This is a genomic window from Citrobacter sp. C348 (assembly GCF_047467975.1).
GTDB lineage: Bacteria > Pseudomonadota > Gammaproteobacteria > Enterobacterales > Enterobacteriaceae > Citrobacter > Citrobacter gillenii.
Map to the genome: position 1 here is coordinate 670,631 of NZ_JASJUJ010000001.1, position 18,077 is coordinate 688,707.

The 18,077-nt window shown below is 56.6% G+C and carries 21 protein-coding genes; 2 read left to right on the forward strand and 19 right to left on the reverse strand.

Annotated features, from left to right (window positions below; translation table 11 throughout):
- Positions 1–56 precede the first annotated feature (56 nt).
- Entirely contained in the window at positions 57–506 is a 450-nt protein-coding gene (locus QNN86_RS03235) for a DUF2919 domain-containing protein (RefSeq protein ID WP_181617548.1), read from the reverse strand.
- Positions 493–918 carry a GNAT family acetyltransferase gene (locus QNN86_RS03240; RefSeq protein ID WP_096756240.1) on the reverse strand — a complete coding sequence of 142 codons (426 nt, stop codon included), beginning with the start codon at positions 916–918 and terminating at the stop codon, positions 493–495. Before QNN86_RS03240 ends, QNN86_RS03235 begins: the two co-directional genes overlap by 14 nt.
- Positions 919–1,130: 212 nt before the next feature.
- Here QNN86_RS03240 and amiA point away from each other — a divergent pair, with 212 nt between their 5' ends.
- Both amiA and hemF read left to right on the forward strand, forming a co-directional pair.
- Positions 1,131–2,000 (forward strand): N-acetylmuramoyl-L-alanine amidase AmiA, encoded by an 870-nt coding sequence (gene amiA / locus QNN86_RS03245; protein WP_117343548.1) that lies wholly within the window; start codon positions 1,131–1,133, stop codon positions 1,998–2,000.
- Between the two features lie 2 nt (positions 2,001–2,002).
- Positions 2,003–2,920, forward strand: coding sequence for an oxygen-dependent coproporphyrinogen oxidase (hemF, locus tag QNN86_RS03250; RefSeq protein WP_414210619.1), 918 nt, complete (start codon positions 2,003–2,005; stop codon positions 2,918–2,920).
- An 87-nt stretch (positions 2,921–3,007) separates the two neighbouring features.
- Here hemF and eutR read toward each other — a convergent pair whose 3' ends face one another.
- From eutR to eutS, 17 genes are all read right to left on the reverse strand, one after another.
- The gene (gene eutR / locus QNN86_RS03255) at positions 3,008–4,060 is read right to left on the reverse strand and encodes an HTH-type transcriptional regulator EutR (protein ID WP_181617550.1); all 1,053 of its coding nucleotides are present in this window, start codon (positions 4,058–4,060) and stop codon (positions 3,008–3,010) included.
- Between the two features lie 48 nt (positions 4,061–4,108).
- A complete protein-coding gene (gene eutK / locus QNN86_RS03260) occupies positions 4,109–4,654 on the reverse strand; it encodes an ethanolamine utilization microcompartment protein EutK (RefSeq protein WP_414210620.1) in 546 nt (181 codons plus the stop codon).
- Positions 4,655–4,665: 11 nt separating this feature from the next.
- A complete protein-coding gene (eutL, locus tag QNN86_RS03265; RefSeq protein WP_096756235.1) occupies positions 4,666–5,325 on the reverse strand; it encodes an ethanolamine utilization microcompartment protein EutL in 660 nt (219 codons plus the stop codon).
- Between the two features lie 9 nt (positions 5,326–5,334).
- Positions 5,335–6,231: an ethanolamine ammonia-lyase subunit EutC gene (eutC, locus tag QNN86_RS03270; protein ID WP_096756234.1), complete on the reverse strand. Its 897-nt coding sequence runs from the start codon at positions 6,229–6,231 to the stop codon at positions 5,335–5,337.
- Between the two features lie 20 nt (positions 6,232–6,251).
- Positions 6,252–7,613, reverse strand: a complete 1,362-nt coding sequence (eutB, locus tag QNN86_RS03275; RefSeq protein ID WP_096756233.1) for an ethanolamine ammonia-lyase subunit alpha — start codon at positions 7,611–7,613, stop codon at positions 6,252–6,254.
- An 11-nt stretch (positions 7,614–7,624) separates the two neighbouring features.
- Positions 7,625–9,028, reverse strand: a complete 1,404-nt coding sequence (gene eutA / locus QNN86_RS03280) for an ethanolamine ammonia-lyase reactivating factor EutA (protein WP_414210621.1) — start codon at positions 9,026–9,028, stop codon at positions 7,625–7,627.
- Positions 9,025–10,272, reverse strand: a complete 1,248-nt coding sequence (eutH, locus tag QNN86_RS03285) for an ethanolamine utilization protein EutH (protein WP_414210622.1) — start codon at positions 10,270–10,272, stop codon at positions 9,025–9,027. Before eutH ends, eutA begins: the two co-directional genes overlap by 4 nt.
- 123 nt (positions 10,273–10,395) lie before the next feature.
- Positions 10,396–11,583 carry an ethanolamine utilization ethanol dehydrogenase EutG gene (eutG, locus tag QNN86_RS03290; RefSeq protein WP_181617554.1) on the reverse strand — a complete coding sequence of 396 codons (1,188 nt, stop codon included), beginning with the start codon at positions 11,581–11,583 and terminating at the stop codon, positions 10,396–10,398.
- Entirely contained in the window at positions 11,573–12,412 is an 840-nt protein-coding gene (eutJ, locus tag QNN86_RS03295) for an ethanolamine utilization protein EutJ (protein WP_096756229.1), read from the reverse strand. Before eutJ ends, eutG begins: the two co-directional genes overlap by 11 nt.
- A gap of 12 nt (positions 12,413–12,424) precedes the next feature.
- Positions 12,425–13,828: an aldehyde dehydrogenase gene (locus QNN86_RS03300; protein ID WP_182269375.1), complete on the reverse strand. Its 1,404-nt coding sequence runs from the start codon at positions 13,826–13,828 to the stop codon at positions 12,425–12,427.
- 11 nt (positions 13,829–13,839) lie between these two features.
- A complete protein-coding gene (gene eutN / locus QNN86_RS03305; protein ID WP_096756227.1) occupies positions 13,840–14,127 on the reverse strand; it encodes an ethanolamine utilization microcompartment protein EutN in 288 nt (95 codons plus the stop codon).
- 121 nt (positions 14,128–14,248) lie between these two features.
- Positions 14,249–14,542 (reverse strand): ethanolamine utilization microcompartment protein EutM, encoded by a 294-nt coding sequence (gene eutM, locus QNN86_RS03310; RefSeq protein ID WP_005121908.1) that lies wholly within the window; start codon positions 14,540–14,542, stop codon positions 14,249–14,251.
- A gap of 38 nt (positions 14,543–14,580) precedes the next feature.
- The gene (gene pta, locus QNN86_RS03315) at positions 14,581–15,597 is read right to left on the reverse strand and encodes a phosphate acetyltransferase (RefSeq protein ID WP_414210623.1); all 1,017 of its coding nucleotides are present in this window, start codon (positions 15,595–15,597) and stop codon (positions 14,581–14,583) included.
- Positions 15,594–16,397, reverse strand: a complete 804-nt coding sequence (eutT, locus tag QNN86_RS03320) for an ethanolamine utilization cob(I)yrinic acid a,c-diamide adenosyltransferase EutT (RefSeq protein ID WP_181617557.1) — start codon at positions 16,395–16,397, stop codon at positions 15,594–15,596. The genes pta and eutT overlap by 4 nt, the downstream gene beginning before the upstream one ends.
- Before the next feature lie 9 nt (positions 16,398–16,406).
- Positions 16,407–17,120: an ethanolamine utilization acetate kinase EutQ gene (eutQ, locus tag QNN86_RS03325; RefSeq protein WP_117343542.1), complete on the reverse strand. Its 714-nt coding sequence runs from the start codon at positions 17,118–17,120 to the stop codon at positions 16,407–16,409.
- Positions 17,098–17,577 (reverse strand): ethanolamine utilization acetate kinase EutP, encoded by a 480-nt coding sequence (gene eutP, locus QNN86_RS03330; RefSeq protein WP_096756223.1) that lies wholly within the window; start codon positions 17,575–17,577, stop codon positions 17,098–17,100. Before eutP ends, eutQ begins: the two co-directional genes overlap by 23 nt.
- A 12-nt stretch (positions 17,578–17,589) precedes the next feature.
- Entirely contained in the window at positions 17,590–17,925 is a 336-nt protein-coding gene (eutS, locus tag QNN86_RS03335) for an ethanolamine utilization microcompartment protein EutS (protein WP_096756222.1), read from the reverse strand.
- Between the last annotated feature and the right edge of the window lie 152 nt (positions 17,926–18,077).

Here is an 18,077-nt window from a genome sequence, read left to right on the forward strand (position 1 = left end):
CATCCTTTCTTTATTAATTAACGTTGCTTGGAGTCCGGCTTCATAAAAAAGTGCCGTTATTCTTTTTCGATGGCAAAACAGGCACGTAAACGCGGGTTAGTCAGTAGCCAGACCAGAGCGACAACATCGGCTACCAGCAGCGCCAGCCCAACGCCATTGACCGGATCGCCCCCCAACCACAGCAGTGGCTGCCAGCAGAGCAGAACCAGTTGGGCCAGGATCAGCAACCCGCGCAGCCAGCGCCATAGCGCAGGAAAAGCAAAGCGCCGCCCGCTGAGTAAAAACGCCAGCACTGCCGGAACACCTGGGAGCAATCCCAGCCAGAACGCATCGTGATCGGGGTAAAACAAACTCAGTAAGGTGTTGCCCTGTTCGCGAGAAGATCCCGCAATCACAAACAGCACCCACGTACGCGCCTGAAGCAGCAGCACGCACCAGAACAAAACAGGGAGGCGCAGACGCCCGTGACCGTCATAGTCGGCGGGATGAAACTCAGTACTCTTCATCTTCAATCAAGCGCTTGCCCAGATTGAGTACATCAGCATGTTCATATCCCAGACGCTCATACATGCCCAGCACGATGTCATTGTCGTCACGCACCATAATTTGAATCTTCGGACATCCGCGGGCAATGAGCTTTTTCTCCAGCCGGCTGAGCAGTGCATTCGCAATGCCACGAGCACGAAATTCAGGGTGTACGCCAAGATAGTACGCTGAGCCGCGATGACCGTCGTAACCCCCCATCACCGTACCAACGACTTCACCGTTCACCTCGGCGACCAGGAACAAGCTGACGTCGTGATTTACCTTGCGCTCAATGTCCATTTCCGGATCGTTCCATGGACGCAGCAGGTCGCAGCGCTCCCAGAGGGTGATAACCTCTTCGAAATCTTCCTGGCGAAATACGCGTATCTCCATGGTATTGAGACCCTTTTTAGCCCTAAAAATAGTGATTATGGCGTGAACAACTGATTAAGCCAATATCTGACGCGAAGCGGCGTAAAAAATGGCATAATAGGCAACTGTCACGTATTGAAATGAAAAGTAAAACAATTATTATCCCGATCCGTCGCAACGGACTACGCGATACGATATAACATCTGGAACTTATTTATTACAACTCAGGCCGTATGAGCACTTTTAAACCCCTAAAAACTCTCACATCGCGCCGCCAGGTGCTGAAAGCCGGGCTGGCTGCCCTGACGCTGTCAGGTATGTCGCCAGCTATCGCTAAAGAAGAAGCGCTAAAAACCAGCAATGGTCACAGTAAACCGAAAGCGAAAAAATCAGGCGCAAAGCGCGTTGTGGTTCTCGATCCGGGTCACGGCGGCATTGATACCGGGGCGATTGGTCGCAATGGTTCGAAGGAAAAACACGTGGTGCTGGCGATTGCCAAAAACGTGCGATCCATCCTGCGTAGCCAGGGGATCGATGCCCGGCTGACCCGCTCCGGCGATACCTTTATTCCGCTTTACGACCGCGTCGAGATCGCCCACAAGCACGGTGCCGACCTGTTTATGTCCATCCACGCCGACGGTTTTACCAATCCCAGTGCGGCGGGGGCGTCGGTCTTTGCGCTGTCTAACCGCGGCGCCAGTAGCGCCATGGCAAAGTATCTGTCCGATCGTGAAAACCGCGCGGATGAAGTCGCCGGGAAAAAAGCCACCGACAAAGATCATTTGTTGCAGCAAGTGCTGTTCGATCTGGTACAGACCGACACCATTAAAAATAGCCTGACCTTAGGGTCGCACATCCTGAAGAAGATCAAGCCAGTACACCGTCTGCACAGCCGCAGTACAGAACAGGCCGCCTTCGTGGTGCTAAAATCGCCGTCCATTCCTTCGGTGCTGGTAGAAACCTCATTTATCACCAACCCGGAAGAAGAACGCCTGCTGGGCACCACGGCATTCCGGCAGAAAATTGCCACCGCCATCGCCAATGGCGTTATCAGCTATTTCCACTGGTTTGATAACCAGAAAGCCCACTCGAAGAAACGTTAATCATGAAGCCCGATGCCCAGCGCGTTAAACAGTTCCTGCTCAGTCTGCAGGATGATATTTGCCAGCAACTGTCTGCCGTAGACGGCGCTGAATTTGTTGAAGATAGCTGGCAGCGCGAAGCGGGTGGCGGCGGACGTAGCCGGGTGCTGCGTAACGGTGGGATTTTTGAACAAGCGGGCGTGAATTTTTCCCATGTCCATGGTGACGCGATGCCAGCCTCGGCGACAGCACATCGACCAGAGCTGGCCGGGCGAAGTTTTGAAGCGATGGGCGTGTCACTGGTAGTGCATCCGCTCAACCCGTACATTCCCACCAGTCATGCCAACGTGCGGTTTTTTATCGCCGAAAAACCCGGTGCTGATCCGGTGTGGTGGTTTGGCGGTGGCTTTGATTTAACGCCCTACTACGGCTTTGAAGAGGACGCCGTTCACTGGCACCGCACGGCGCTTGAGCTGTGCCAGCCGTTTGGCGATGACGTTTACCCGCGTTACAAAAAGTGGTGCGATGACTACTTTTTCCTTAAGCATCGCAACGAACAGCGCGGCATCGGCGGACTGTTTTTCGATGATTTAAATACCCCGGACTTCGACCACTGTTTCGATTTTATGCGGGCGGTTGGCACCGGCTATACCGACGCGTACCTGCCGATCGTTGAGCGTCGTAAAGTGATGAGCTGGGGTGAGCGCGAGCGCAACTTCCAGCTTTATCGTCGTGGACGCTACGTGGAATTTAACCTGGTGTGGGATCGCGGCACGCTGTTTGGTCTACAGACCGGCGGGCGTACGGAATCCATTCTGATGTCGATGCCGCCGCTGGTGCGCTGGGAGTATGACTGGCAGCCGGAAGCGAACAGCCCGGAAGCCGCCCTTAGCGAGTTTATTCAGGTGCGCGACTGGGTGTCATTGCCTGATGGCGGCTAACGCCTTATCCGGCCTACAACTTCAATAATGGCACCGTCCCGTAGGTCGGATAAAACGCGAAGCGTCGCATCCGACTCAATAATCTCATCACGCCCACTGACGCATACGCTGATGCAGCGTCAGCGACGGTTTCTCGGCGAATAGCTGCTGGTAATCGGTGGCAAACTGCCCTAAATGCCAGAATCCCCACTGCATCGCGGCGTCTTTGACCGTCGTACTCTGCGACCACGGGCTGATAAGCTCGCGACGCACCGCGTTCAGACGAATGCGTTTTAACCAGGCATTCGGCCCAATCCCAAGGATCGCATGAAAGGCGTTTTGCAACGTCCGGCGGCTGACATGCAGCTGATTGCACAGGTCGAGCACGGTCAGCGGCTCCGACATATTTTCCAGCACATATTCGCGTGCACGCGACAGCAGCCGACGGTAACTCTGATGGCTGATACTCTCGGCGGTGATGATCGGCTGGGCTTCTTCCAGCATGGTGCCCATCGCCAGCAGCAGGTTATCCCCTAACACTTTGCGTACCGCAGGCTGATGCAGATTCGCCGGATTCTCACTGAACGTCGCCAGCGCCTGTTGCACAAAGCCCCACAGTGCTGCTTTGTGTTGTTCTTTTACTTCCAGCGCCGACTGGTTGCGCAGCATATGCAGCACCCTTTCCGGGTTGTGCAGGAAGTTGGCCTGACGGGCAATCGCCTCTTCAGAGATAACTACGCCAAGAATGGTGTAATCATCCGGCGTACTCAGCTCAAACTCCGTCCCGCCCGGACGGGTGGCAATTTCAGCGCTACCCAGACATTGGGTGCCGATAAACCCCTGTTCGCCGCGCGTAGCAGGAATACCAAACCAGAATGAATTTGGCCAGACGAGACAGGACTGACGCAGCGCCAGACCGGTGTATTCACGGAACACCTGAATATCATCAAGCAGGATTTCAGTGAACTCGCCATGAAATTTCCCTGGATGCAGCTGGTCGTAGATCTGCTGCCAGGCGGTAATGGTCAGTGCGTGTTCATACACATCCGTTGTTCGCCGCTGGTGAACGTTGTCCACTTCCACTTTCGGCGTAAGTTTAACGTCTTCGGGTAATACTTCATGATAAAGATGGTGCAGGTTTGCAGTACGTTTCTTTTTCATGACTTTTGAAGCCGGAAGCTTCACTGAAGCCCCCGGCCCTCCGACAGGTTAATTTTTTAAGCGATAGCGACTACTGCGTTTACGCAACGCTCCGGCAGAAAAGAGCTGTTCCAGCGCGATTCTGGCTTTATCAAGTGACCAGCCAAAGTGCGCGGCCACTTCCCCTGCCGTCATTCCCTGACGGACCGATGTTAACAACGCCAGTAATTCATCAGAGGATTCAGAGGACACCGGTGTTTCCTGCGTCTTCTCTGATTTCACGTCTGATGTCACTTCCGGCTTCGGTTCTGACTTCTTCGGTTCTGGTTTTCTCGGCTGGCGTGTAAAACCGCCGATCAGCCACTGGGTGTCATCATCCGGCCGCCCTATCTCCTTGCGGCTGATAACACGTCCTGTACGCGCAGCAGCAGCACAACCGGCATCCAGCGCTGCACGACACGCCGCCAGATCGCCTTCCACCACCAGCGTTAGCCTGCCAGGATCGAGCACCTGGTGGCTAAGCAGACGCACGTTCGCGGCTTTCAGCATGGCATCCGCCGCGTCTACAGCAGCCACCATGCCATCCACTTCCAGTAATCCCAGTGAATTGATCATTGCAACCTCTCTTACGCGCGCTGGACAGGATTACGGGCAATATCCAGAACAGCATCAGCGAAGGCGTTACAGGCTGCTTTACAGGCGGCCTGGCTACCGGTTAAAAACGCCGCCGAGTAGTTGGTTTCTGACGGTGGCGGCACGTAGGTAACAATCTGTACATCGGCAGATTTCAGCGCAGCATCAATCCCGTAGGTTGCTTCTAATGGCGGAGCCACCAGATAAGCCATCGGATCGCCCAGTACGCATCCCGCCGTAGCAGAAAGGTATGAACCGGTACGCGATACCACGTGTGCCAGGAAAGCCGTATTTTCTGCATCATTGGCCCACTGGAACGCGGCGCCATTTTCAATATTGGCCACCATCGCATCCAGACCCGCGCGAACTTCCGCCGGGTTAGGTCCACCGAGCATAATCAACACTTCACCTGCCGTTGGAGAAGGTCCGTGCGCCGCACCGGCATACAGCGAGCGGCCATAAACCACTTCGACCATTGCCTGTTTTGTCGCTTCGTCTGCGGCAATATACGCCACGTCATCAGAGTCTGCTGTGATGAGTCCGAGGCTACGTATATGTGGCGGTAATTTAAGTTCGCGGGCAAAACCGTCATTTACCGAGGCAATCACGCGCATGGCGGTGACTGAAGGTCTAATCAAATCTAATGCTGGCATGATGCCTCCTTAACGGGTCATGTTGATGCCGGACGCTTTTTGCTCCAGCATGCGTTTGGCCAAATCCACGATTACCGCAGCCGCTTCGACCGGTGGCGTACCGCCCTGGTGAATGTTGGAAATACAGGTTCTGTCGGCCTCAACGGTGGTCGCCACGCGCGGTGAATAGACGGCGTAGCAGGAAAGACTTTCCGACTGGCCTAAGCCCGGACGTTCACCGACCAGCAGGATCACCGCTTTCGCACCCAGCAGCTCGCCAATCTGATCTTCGATTTTCACGCGGCCATAGCGGACAAAGAACGGCGTGCCAACCTTCAGCCCAGCCTGTTTTAATCCAGACAACAATGGCGGCAGAATCTCTTCGTAGTTGGCGGTGATGGCATCCGTAGACAGGCCATCAGAGACAATCACCTGGACATCCGGGTTCGCCACGCACTGGGATTTCAGCGCTTCAATCGCTTCCGCACTCAGACGACGGCCCATGTCCGGGCGGGTCAGGTACAGATTTTTGTCACTGATTTCCGAGCGCACTTCCAGCAAGCCTTGTGCTTTCACCCACTCTTCCGGCACCTCTTTCAGCACGGTATCTTTCGAGCGTGAGTGGTCAGCCAGGAAGCGCAGCAGCGCCTGGGTACGCGGACGCGGGCCAGCACGACCGGTACAGACACGTGCAGCGGTGCTGCGACGCAGCTCCGTCAACACTTCTGCGCGGTGCGGGTTTTCAACGCCAATCCACGCTTTCGCTTCCGGCGATCCTAAATCCATGGCGCAGCTTTCGCCCGTTGGTGCGGCGCACTGCGTGGTGCTGCATTTCACTTCCGCTGACGGCGCTTGAGCCTGCGGTTGTGACTCACCCATTGACGCCATTACGCTGCGTACAATTTCTTCAATCTGTTTTTGATCCATCGTGTGTCATCCCCGCGTCATCAGAAGAACAGTGACGGATCGCCCGCCCGTTTGGTCAGGCGACCGTTTGCCATAATGCCCATGTTTTCCAGCCAGCGTTCAAACTCCGGCGACGGACGCAGGTTCAGCAACTGGCGCACAGTCGCGGTGTCGTGGAACGCGGTGGTCTGATAGTTAAGCATGATGTCGTCACCGAGCGGCATGCCCATGATGTAGTTGCAGCCTGCGGTGGCGAGCAGAATCATCAGGTTTTCGTTGAGGTTCTGGTCAGCATCGGCATGGTTGGTGTAACAACAGTCACAGCCCATCGAAATGCCGCTCAGCTTGCCCATGAAGTGATCTTCTAAACCGGCGCGAATAATCTGGCGGTCATTGTAGAGATACTCTGGCCCGATAAAGCCGACAACGGTATTCACCAGGAACGGATCGTAGTGGCGTGCCAGCCCGTAGTTACGCGCTTCCATCGTCACCTGATCGGCACCGAAGTTAGCGCCAGCAGAAAGCGCAGACCCCTGCCCGGTCTCAAAGTACAGGCAGTTTTCCCCGGCGATACGGTTGAATTCAGCGCCCACTGCACGCGCCTCGTCCAGCATCGCCAGCTCAACGCCGAACTCTTTCAAGCCTTTCTCGCTACCGCAGATACTCTGGAAAATCAGCCCGCCCGGCGCGCCGCGACGAATCGCTTCGATCTGGGTAGTAACGTGCGCCAGCACGCAGCCCTGAGTAGGAATGTTATATTTGTCGATCACGCCATACACGGTGTCGAGTACGCGGCTTAAGTTCTCCACGTCATCGGTTACCGGGTTAACGCCGATCACCGCATCGCCCGCACCGAAAGAAAGCCCTTCGTAGATTTGCGCGGCAATACTCTGCACATCGTCACGGGTGTCGTTCGGCTGCAAACGGCAGCTGAAGGTGCCCGGCAAGCCGATCGTGGTGTTGGCTTTTTTGATCACCGGCATTTTTTTGCCGCCGTAGATCAGGTCCGCGTTGGAGCAAATTTTTGCCACCCCAGCGACCACTTCTGACGTTAACCCTTTGCGCATAAACGCAATGTCATCGACAGAGGTTTCATCACTCAACACGTACTCGCGCAGCTCACTGATGCTCCAGTTTTTGATGCGGTTATAGGCTGTTTCGTTGACGTCATCCTGAATCAGACGCGTGACGCAGTCCTCTTCATAGGAAATCACCGGGTTGTTGCGAATATCCGCCACCGTCATTTCCGACAACACCTGTTTGGCCGCCACGCGCTCCTGTGAGCTTGTCGCGGCGACACCTGCCAGCACATCCCCCGAACGCAGTTCGTTGGCTTTGGCCAGCACCTCTTTTACATCCTTAAACTGATAAACATTGCCGAACAATGTGGTCTTTAGTTTCATAAGTCGTTCCCTCAGGAAGGAAATGCGAGTGATTTCACCGTCACCGGCACAACCGATCCGCCAAAAAGAGGCGTACCAATGTCGATATAGTCCCCCGCCCGGACAATCACCTCATCGATGACCGCCAGCGGGTGTTGCTGTAACTGTGGGCGTAACAGCATGCCCAGGGCTTTACCAAAATCCTGCTCGGCTACCACCAGCAGGGGATGCGGATTCGGATAACGCGCGACAAAGGCCAGCAGCGCGTCGATGACCGTTAATAGCGCGGCGTAGCGCACCGGCAGCGACCCGGGCAGCGCCAGCACATAGGCGTCTGTTTTCGGATCAAGATCGAGCTGCACCAGCGCCAGCTGCCAGGCCGCCACCAAATCAGCGTCGTCAACCGGGATCGCCACCGGCAGATTGCGCAGCGGAAGCGCCACGCCTTCCAGCCAGATGGTGCTGCCCGACAGCGACAGCGTATGCGCCCCGGCGCCAATCACCGTGGCGCGCACGGTTTGCGCCGGGAACTGCACGTTCATCTCACGCAAGCGCGGATGTTCATGCAGCGCCGTCGCCAGCAGCGGTCCAATGTCAGAAAAACAGAACGGATCGGCAGGCTGGTTGCGGTAGCACTCGCCCACTCCTCCGGAAAGCGTAATCACATCCGGTTTCACGCCCGCAGGCAGTAAACCGGTTTGCATCAGCGCCTGCGCCAGGGCAGAAGGCGTGCCTTCAATCACTTCCACGATCAAATTCGCCATTCGCCGCGCAATCTGAGCAAGCTGCGCCGCATTGAGCGTTCGGGCGTCGGTACCGGCACCAAACACCTCGTCGACAATCATCTGTCCCGGCTGGTGCGCATGGACCACGCGCCCCTGACCGTCAGTTTCCAGCAGTCGTCCCCCGACGTTCAGGCACGCAGAGCCGCTGACCTTTCCGGCATCAAACAGTACGTAGTTTGACGTCCCGCCGCCGATGTCGATATTCAGCACGCTGCACAGACGATGCTCAGACAGCGTTTGTGCACCGGCACCGTGACCGGCAATCACCGATTCCAGGTGCGGACCGGCACTGGCCACCACGAAGTCACCCAGCGACTGGGAGAGCGTCATCACCGCCGGACGGGCGTTGCGGGTTTTCGCGCTTTCTCCGGTAATGATGATCGCGCCGGAATCAACCGTTTCCGGCGCAATACCCGCCGCCTGATACTGAGCCAGGATCAGCGCTTTAAGTTCAGCCTCTTTCAACCCGCCCTGCTTATCGACGGGTGTGAAGAAGACCGGGCTTTGCCAGCTAATTTCGCGTTTGATGAATTCGTAGCGCGGCACCTGCGACACCGCCGCACGGTTAACCAGCTCAAGGCGGGAGAAGATCACCTGAGTGGTGGTGGTGCCGATATCGATACCGACGCTCAGTAGCTGGCGAGTATTCACGATTGCGCCTCCGCTTTTGTTTCTGCGGTTTCCGCGTCAACAACGGCCGGAACGTTTTCGTCTTTTGGCACCAGCATCATCGCTACGCCAATCGCCGTCACACCACCAATCAACTTGCCGACAATCATCGGGAAGATCATGGCGTTCATGTTCGCGGCGGCAAAACCTAAGTGGTCGCCCAGAGCGAAGGCTGCGGAGACCGCGAACGCGCAGTTGATCACTTTGCCGCGGGTATCCATATTTTTCATCATGCCGAACATCGGGATGTTGTTCGCCAGAGTTGCCACCATACCCGCAGCGGCGATATTGTTGATTTTCAGCAGGTTGCCGACACTCATTAGCGGTTTTTCAAACCAACGGGTCAGCAGCAGTACCATCGGGTAGGCACCCAGCAGCACGCAGGAGATAGAACCGATCACTTCGATGGCGCGCATCACTTCGCCGGGCTTATCACCCGCAGACATGAAGATAGGATCGAGACCCGGGATCAGCTCCCAGCCAAGCAGGAACTTAATGACCGCCGCCGCCAGGCCGATGGTGATCAGCGCCACCAGGAACTTGGCGAAGATCTGGAAGCCGTTAATCATTTTTTCCGGGATAAATTTCAGCCCCAGCGCCACCAGGATGGCGACGATCAGCACCGGAATCATGTTCATCAGAATCAGCGCGAAGGTGAACTCCACCGGTTGCCCGTTGATTTCAACCCCGGAGTACATTGCCACCAGACCGCCTGCGATACAGCCAACCGGAATGGTCACGATACCGGCCAGTACGCCCAGAGCCAGATAACGACGGTCTGACGGTTCAATAATTCCCAGCGCAACCGGGATGGAGAAGACCAGCGTCGGCCCCATCATTGCCCCGAGGATCAGGCCAGAGTACAGCCATGCGGCCACGTCGCCACCCGCCAGTTCTTTCGCCAGGAAGAAGCCGCCCATATCACACGCCAGCAGCGTTCCGGCAAACATTGACGGGTTCGCGCCCAGCATTTCATACAGCGGAATAATTACCGGTCCGAGCACATGTGCCAGTACCGGTGCCAGCGCAGTCATACCGACCATCGCCAGGCCCAGTGCGCCCATCGCCATAAAACCTTCTTCAAACTGACCGCCCGATCCCTCAATGCTCTTACCAAACTTACCGAGGAAACGCGCTGAACCACCGAACTGCGACAGGATCCTGTCCACGGCGGCAATCAGCATAAAGAACATCATGATGTACATGATGATTTCGTTAATTCCCATAGCCCTATCTCCATTTGCCAGGTGCTTAGTAGGCCTGATAAGCGCAGCGCCATCAGGCAATGATGTCGCGTTGTTGCCGGATGGCGGCGCGAACGCCTTATCCGGCCTACTTCCTGGTATGCCTTATTGTGCCGCCGTATACAGGTCGATAATCTGTTCCTGCGTGGCGGTGCGTGGGTTGCTGCGTATACAAATATCGTTCAATGCGGCTTGCGCCCAGGTACTGTAATGCTCAGGTTTCGCGCCCACGTCAGCGAGCCGTTTGGTCTGGCCCACTTCGGCGATCAGCTCAACAACCGCGTTGATGGCGTCACGATCGTCTGATTTCTTATTGGTTAACGCCCGCCCGATGTGGCTGAAGCGTTCACGGCACACCATGCGGTTAAAGCCCATTACCGTAGGAAGCAGCATGGCGTTAGCCTGCCCGTGCGGGATGTGCAGCGCAGCACCCGGCTGGTGCGCCATCGCGTGACACAAGCCCAAACCGGCGCTGGAAAAAGCCATCCCCGCCATACAGGAAGCCAGTAACATGCTTTCACGCGCCGCCAGGTCATGGCCGTAGCCCACCGCTTTCGGCAGCGACTTGCCAATCATCGCGATCGCGCCAATCGCCAGGCTGTCGGTAAACGGTGTCGCGTTCAGCGCGCTGTAGGCTTCCACGGCGTGGGTGAGTGCATCGATGCCGGTCATTGCCGTCACGTGCGGTGGTACGCCTTCCGTTACCGCCGCATCGAGAATGGCGACGTCCGGCATCAGCGTGGCGTGGGCCAGCACTTTTTTCAGTCCGGTGGCAGCATCGATAATCACCGTGACGTTGGTGGTTTCTGACCCGGTCCCGGCGGTGGTTGGCACGGCAATCAGCGGTAAACGAGGACGCAGCACGCTGTTTTCCGTCATGTCAGCCAGCGTTTGCGTTGGGTTGGTTACCAGCAACGCGACGGCTTTGGCGGCATCCAGTACCGAGCCGCCGCCGAAGGCCACGACGCCGTCACATTTTGACTCGCGCAGCTGTGCCACCGCCGCGCAAACGTCAGTGATGCACGGCTCACCGACCGGACACGGCCACAGCGTCATCGCCACGCCTTTCATCGCCAGGCTGCGCTCCAGTGAGGCGGTCATTCCCGCTTCATGCAGGAAGCTATCCACCATAACGAACATGTGCGTCAGCCCGCGCGTTTGCGCTTCCTGCCCGCAGGTGCTGAGCGCTCCCAGTCCACATAGCGTGACCGGTGGAACGCTGAACGTTTTTACGCGTTGCAGATTCAGGGCATCGAATGCCTGAAAGAGCGCGGTCTGCAATTCAGCTTGCATAGATTCCTTCCGCTTTTACTTTTCCGCTATTGGCAATCGCCAGCGGGGTCATAAACAGACTGTGCTGCGGTAAATGTACCTGCAGCTCCGGGAAACGCTTACGGAACAGCTCATCAACCCCCGGCTGCATACAGGACCCACCGGCCAGCCATAAATCCATGACGCCCTGCCCGGCAATATGGTGGGCGACAATTTCCGCCATCTTTTCGTAAACCGGCTTCACCACCGGCCAGATTTCTTTGCCGTTACTGCGCTTGTACTGCTCGGCTTCTTCCAGTTGAATACGACGGTTCCCGGCCAGCGTCAGAGAAATGTGATGCCCGCCGGTCGCTTCGTCGGCGGAATAGGTCACTTTGCCCTGCTTCACAATGGCAATACCGGTCGTCCCACCGCCGATATCCACCACGCCTGCGTTATCCAGCTGAAGCAGATCCGCCACAGCGGTGGGTTCATCCAGCACATGGCTAACCTCAAGTCCGGCAGATTCCAGCACGTTGATGGAGATACGCGGGTCCGTTCCTGGCGGGAACGAGGTTGCCGCATGGGTAAAGCGGCAACCCAGTTGTTGTTCGAGCGTATCGAGATGGCGACGAACAATGGTCACGGCACCGAAAAAATCCCAGACGATGCCGTCACGCACGACGTCGGCCCAGTCCAGACACACCGCAACCGGCTGTCCTTCACTGTCGACAACCATCGACACCACATCACAGGTCCCCAAATCAACGCCCAACCACAGCGGTGAATCGCTCGCCGCAGGCGTCTGGTTACACAGCGTTGCTGCTTTTTGCAGCCTGGGTGTGAGCCACAGTTGTTCGTCATGCGCCATCTCTTTCACTCCTTATACGATGCGAAACGCATCCACCAATACACAGCGACGCAGGCGGACAAACGTGCGCGCACTGGTCACCCCTTCCCCGGTTGGCGTAGTAATGGTCATGGTGGTCCAGCCTTCACCGCCAAGCCCAAGACCGGCAATGCACGGTCCGTTCTTGACGAAAATGCTGGTGTCGATGGCGTTAGCCATACGGTTCATGTTATCGATGTTGCGTGAGTGCATCGCCGCCGTATGGTGGCAACCACCTTCAAGCGTGACCGCCAGCGCAATGGCTTCGTCAACGTTAGCCACCCGCACCACCGGCAGCACCGGCATCATCAGTTCAGTTACCGCAAACGGATGTGTGGCTGAGGTTTCGACGAACAACAAGCGGGTTTGCTCCGGGACATTCAGGCCGATCGCCGCGGCGATTTTGGCCGCATCGCGCCCGACCCAGTCACGGCTAACCGTGCCTTTACCGCGTTCATCGACGTTTTTCAGCAGTACCGGTTGCAGCTGTTCGGCCTGAGCCGTGGTCAGTTTGACCGCTTGCTGGCCTTCCATCAGACGCATCAACTCATCAGCAACGCTATCCACGACGATCAGGACTTTTTCATCGGCGCAGATGATGTTGTTATCAAACGACGCACCTTTAACGATGGACTGTGCGGCGCGTGCCAGATCGGCGGTTTCATCCACCACCACTGGCGGGTTACCGGCACCGGCGGCAATCAGACGTTTGTTGGTGTGTTTACGCGCCGATTCCACCACCGCTTCGCCGCCGGTCACCACCAGCAAACCAATGCCTGGGTACTTAAACAGACGCTGCGCGGTTTCGATGTCCGGATTGGCAACGGTCACCAGCAAGTTTGCCGGACCACCCGCAGCGACTACCGCCTGGTTAAGCAGACCAATCGCACGCTGAGAAACGCCTTTTGCAGCAGGATGCGGTGCAAATACCACGCTGTTACCCGCCGCAATCAGGCTGATGGCGTTATTAATGACGGTCGCGGCCGGGTTGGTGGACGGCGTTACCGATGCCACCACGCCCCACGGCGCATTTTCAATCAGCGTCAGGCCGTTATCGCCGGTCAGTACCTGTGGAGACAGGCATTCCACGCCCGGCGTGCCGCGCGCCTGCGCCACGTTTTTGGCAAATTTATCTTCAACGCGTCCCATGCCGGTTTCACTGACGGCAAATTCCGCTAATTCTCTGGCGTGTTTTTCGCCTGCTTCACGAATAGCGTGAATAGCCAACTGGCGCATAGCGACGCTTTTCAGCCCCTGCTGTGCCAGTTTTGCTGCCGCCACTGCGTCATCCAGGGAGGCAAAGACGCCCATTTCTTGAACGGCATTGACGGGTTGACTGCTGTCTTTCATTTTCAGCAGCACCGCTTTCACGACCTGTTCAATATCCTGTTGATTCATGATTTTCTGCCTTATTTATGGAAGATCACCTGACCGCCTGCCACGACTTCATCGACAATGCCAATCACGCACAGATCGACAGGCGATGAGTCACTACTGTGCGCCTGGCGGGCAGAGCTTCCACTGACCAGCAGCACCCACTCTCCGGTTCCCGCTCCGATGCTGTCGGTAGCAACAGCACACTGCCCGTCGGGATTTCCCTGAGCATCAATCATTTCCACCATCAGCAACTTGTCGTGCGCGAGCCCCTGATGGCGTACGGTACAAACAATTTGTCCTGTGACGATTGCCAGTTTCATACCCGCCTCCGTGGCATATTTCAGGTAAAACCTCCCCCTACCCTCCGCAGAAGGTAATGTGAAAAGGAGAGAGGGTGACGCCAGCTTTCTCTTAACAATCCAGTGGCGTCACATGGACGACTTACATATCGTTGCTGTCGCCTTTGAAGCTGATCGGGAATACTTCTTCCAGATCGCCATGCGGACGCGGGATAACGTGTACAGAAACCAGTTCGCCAATACGCTGCGCAGCAGCAGCTCCGGCATCCGTAGCTGCTTTGCAAGCGGCCACATCACCACGAACCATGGCAGTACACAGGCCGCCACCGATCTGCTTCACGCCAACCAGTTTCACGCGTGCCGCTTTAACCATTGCGTCAGAAGCCTCAATCAGTGCAACCAGGCCCCGGGTTTCGATCATTCCTAATGCTTCCATTGTGTTTTCCTCTTAGTAGAAGGGGTCCAGAACGGGACCTAAACAACCAGTGTTTGCGAGGCGCTTTCACGACTCATTTCAGTCTGGCGCGGCACAGCTGCCACCAACGCCAGTTCGATAATTTCCTGCACGCTACAGCCGCGAGAGAGGTCGTGAAGCGGTGCGGCAAGTCCCTGAATCAAGGGGCCTACTGCACGATACCCTCCCAGGCGCTGGGCGATTTTATAACCAATATTGCCTGCCTCCAGCGACGGGAAAACCATCACATTGGCATTGCCCTGTAGCGGACTGGCGGGCGCTTTTTGCGCGGCGACATCCGGTACAAAGGCGGCATCAAATTGCAGTTCACCGTCGACGGTAAGCTGCGGCGCGCGTTCACGAACGATCTCGGTGGCCTGCTGCACGTTAGCGACGTTGGGATGACGGGCACTGCCATTACTTGAAAACGACAGCATGGCCACGCGCGGCTCTTCACCGGTAATCGCCTGCCAGGTTTCCGCACTGGCGATGGCTATATCCGCCAGCTGTGCGGCGGTCGGCTGCGGCACCACGCTACAGTCGGCAAATCCTAATGACGGCCCGAGATACTGCGGCAACATCAGGAAAATCGACGACAGCGTTTTGCAACCCGGCTGTAAGCCAATGATGCGCAACCCGGCACGCAGCACGTTGGCCGTTGACGACAGGTTGCCGGCAATACAGACATCGGCTTTACCGGCACTGACCATCGCGGCGGCAAACATCAGCGGATCGTTGAGTTTTTCCCGCGCATCCGGCGGCGTTTTTTCGCCCGCACGGGCCAGCCAGCGCAGGGCAAACTCTTCACGCATTTGCACATTGCTTTGCGGATCAACAACCTGAATACCGTCCATTGCCACGCGGTGACTGAGGGCAAACTGGCGCAACGCAAATGGGCTGGCAACAAGAATGGGGCGAGCCAGACCGTGCTGATGCAGGTAGTTCGCCGCTTTCAGTACCCGGACATCCAGCGCGTCCGGGAACACCACCCGAGCAGGAGTTCGTTTGGCGAGTTGGCGAGCGCGTTCAATGATCATGACTTCTCCCCCAGTCGCTGTTGGATTTGGCTGACGCTCAGCGGATGCTTCGCCACGCTCAGAATCATCATTACGTAAACCGTACTTGAAAGACGGTTCAGCGCCTGCAGGATATCCGGGCGCAGTACGTCAAAACCCCGAGTGATGAACACCTGCGCCGCCACCGTTTCCGTTTCGCGGACTTTGGTGCGCAGCAAATTAAGCAGTGCAGCATCACGACCGTGGCTGGCTTCCGGCACCAGATGATCGTGGTCGAGGTAGCGCAGCGGTTGATGCGAGAGCCGGTGTAAATCTCCGTCGCTTAAGCCAACGATGGCCTGTGCTTCCAGAGGTTCGTCCATGGCGTCGGCGCGCATAATGTTGCCTAAGCGCGAGCGGATATCCGCCAGCCACGGCTGCCACGGTTCGGCCAGTTCAATCTGTAACCACACGGCCAGCGCAATCGTGCTGTCCAGCGCCGCGCGAAATCCCAGGCGCGGGTCACTTTTAGCGACCATTTTGTCTGCCGTCAGATGCGTCAGCGTGTCAGGTTTCTTCGCCACCGGTTGATGACACAGCTCGCAGCTCGCCTGCGGGTGTGCATCGCTGCTGGTTAAACCATGCACCGGCTGCGGCTGCTGCTGCTCGTCGTCGATAAACAGGCTTCCCTGCTCATCGATAAACTTAATGCGCAGTCGACGACTTTCCAGCAACTCCCGGGCAGACGGCGTCAGGCGAGCATCAGCGGGGAGATGAATTTCAGCCCCTTCGCTGAGCGTATGATTCGCCCTGAGCCATGCTTCGGTAATGAAATCCTTCATACATCCGCCTTAGCAGGACTGCCAGTTCGCAGGCCAGGCCACATACAGGAACTTCACCGTCGTCGGCGTACCAAACTCAATGCTGGAACCTTTCGGGATAAACATCACATCCCCGGCCTTCGCAATCATGGTTTCGCCTTCATGACGAACGTGCAGCTCGCCTTCCAGGATCATGTCGATTTCGTCGTAGTTCAGCGTCCATGGGAAAAATGCGTTATCCCACTGCATAAACCCGGCGGCCATGCTGCTCCCGTCCTGATCGGTGACTAAGTCGGTTAAACCGACACAGTGCGGCTGGGCGCCATCAAAACGGCCAAACTTGACGCTGCTGCCGTCAATGACTTTGACGCCACCTTTGCCGGTCACCGAGGCAAAGCTGGGCTGCATTCCGCCCTGCTCCAGCGACTGTTTCTCCTTCATCACTTTGTCCATCAGCTGCGCGACCAGGCTTTCGGTAAACTGTCCTTCCGGTAACTGCGCAATGATGGTTTCGCGAATACGCTGGCTTTCCGTTTTGCCGTCATCCGCCGCAGTTGGTGCTGCCGTAGACGTTGATACGGCTGCCGGCGCGGATTCATCGCATTCAGTGATAGTGACGCCCAGCAGCGCCGCAACTTCGCGTGCTTCCGGGGTGATGATGCTGGCGCGCAGAACAACCGATACGTCCTGTTCACCGCGTGCGTGGGCCGCACGAATATCGTTAGCTGTGATGAGTTTTTTCACCTGCCCTTTCCTCCTTTTGGCTGAGCTCAGTCAGATAATCCACCAGGTGCTGCACACTGCTTGGGTCGTGGCTATTGAGCTCAAAAATCGGCTCCTGAAACCCTATCCCGCGAAGTAATTGTCGCGTTGCGGCGACATTGGCATCCGGCACATCCGTCTTGCTGATAACGGCGATTTGTCGTTTACTGGCGCCGATATCCAACAGCCCGGCAGGTAAGCGACTTTCTAAATCATTTGCTGCGTGTATATAAATCAACGTATCGACATCCTGCAGCGTGGTAATTAAGGCGTGATACCAGCGCGGATGGCTAAAATATTCTCCCGGGGTGTCGATATCGCCGTTTTCATTAAACTCGACAGCCTGTGTTTTTCTGGCGAGGGAATAATTCCCCTGGAGCGCATTAAAGAGCGTGGTTTTTCCCGCTCCCACCGTACCGACAAACGCAATACGTTTCATCGCCGCCTCTGATTAACTTTTTGTCAGGTTGCACAAAGTGAAATTTAATAACCGGCCCAGACCGCTCACCGTCTGGAGCAACGCCTCTTCCACTGCACCTACAGAGCCGTAGATCACCAGCGCGCCGCTGAATCTATCGAGAAAGCCGATATGTACATCCGCCGCCTTCATGGCTAAATCACCGGCAATCATCGCCGTTTCACCCGGCGTTAAGGTCATAATGCCGATCGCGCCAGACTCGGGAACGCCGATCTTTTTCGCCAACTCTTCGCCGGGGTGCGCTATCAGATGCGCCAGCGTGACCTGTTTCCCCGGCACAAATTCCTGGATGATGCGTTCTTTTTCCATTGCTCACCGCCTCTGCTAAAACTGACCCCATCGTGACAATTTTTCGTCAGAGTAAATAACAAAATTCGGCAACCAGGTTTAAAAGGTGAGGGAGATCACTAAGAAAGGGAAAATAAAAAGGCGCGGGAGAAACCCGCGCCAGAATTAATTAA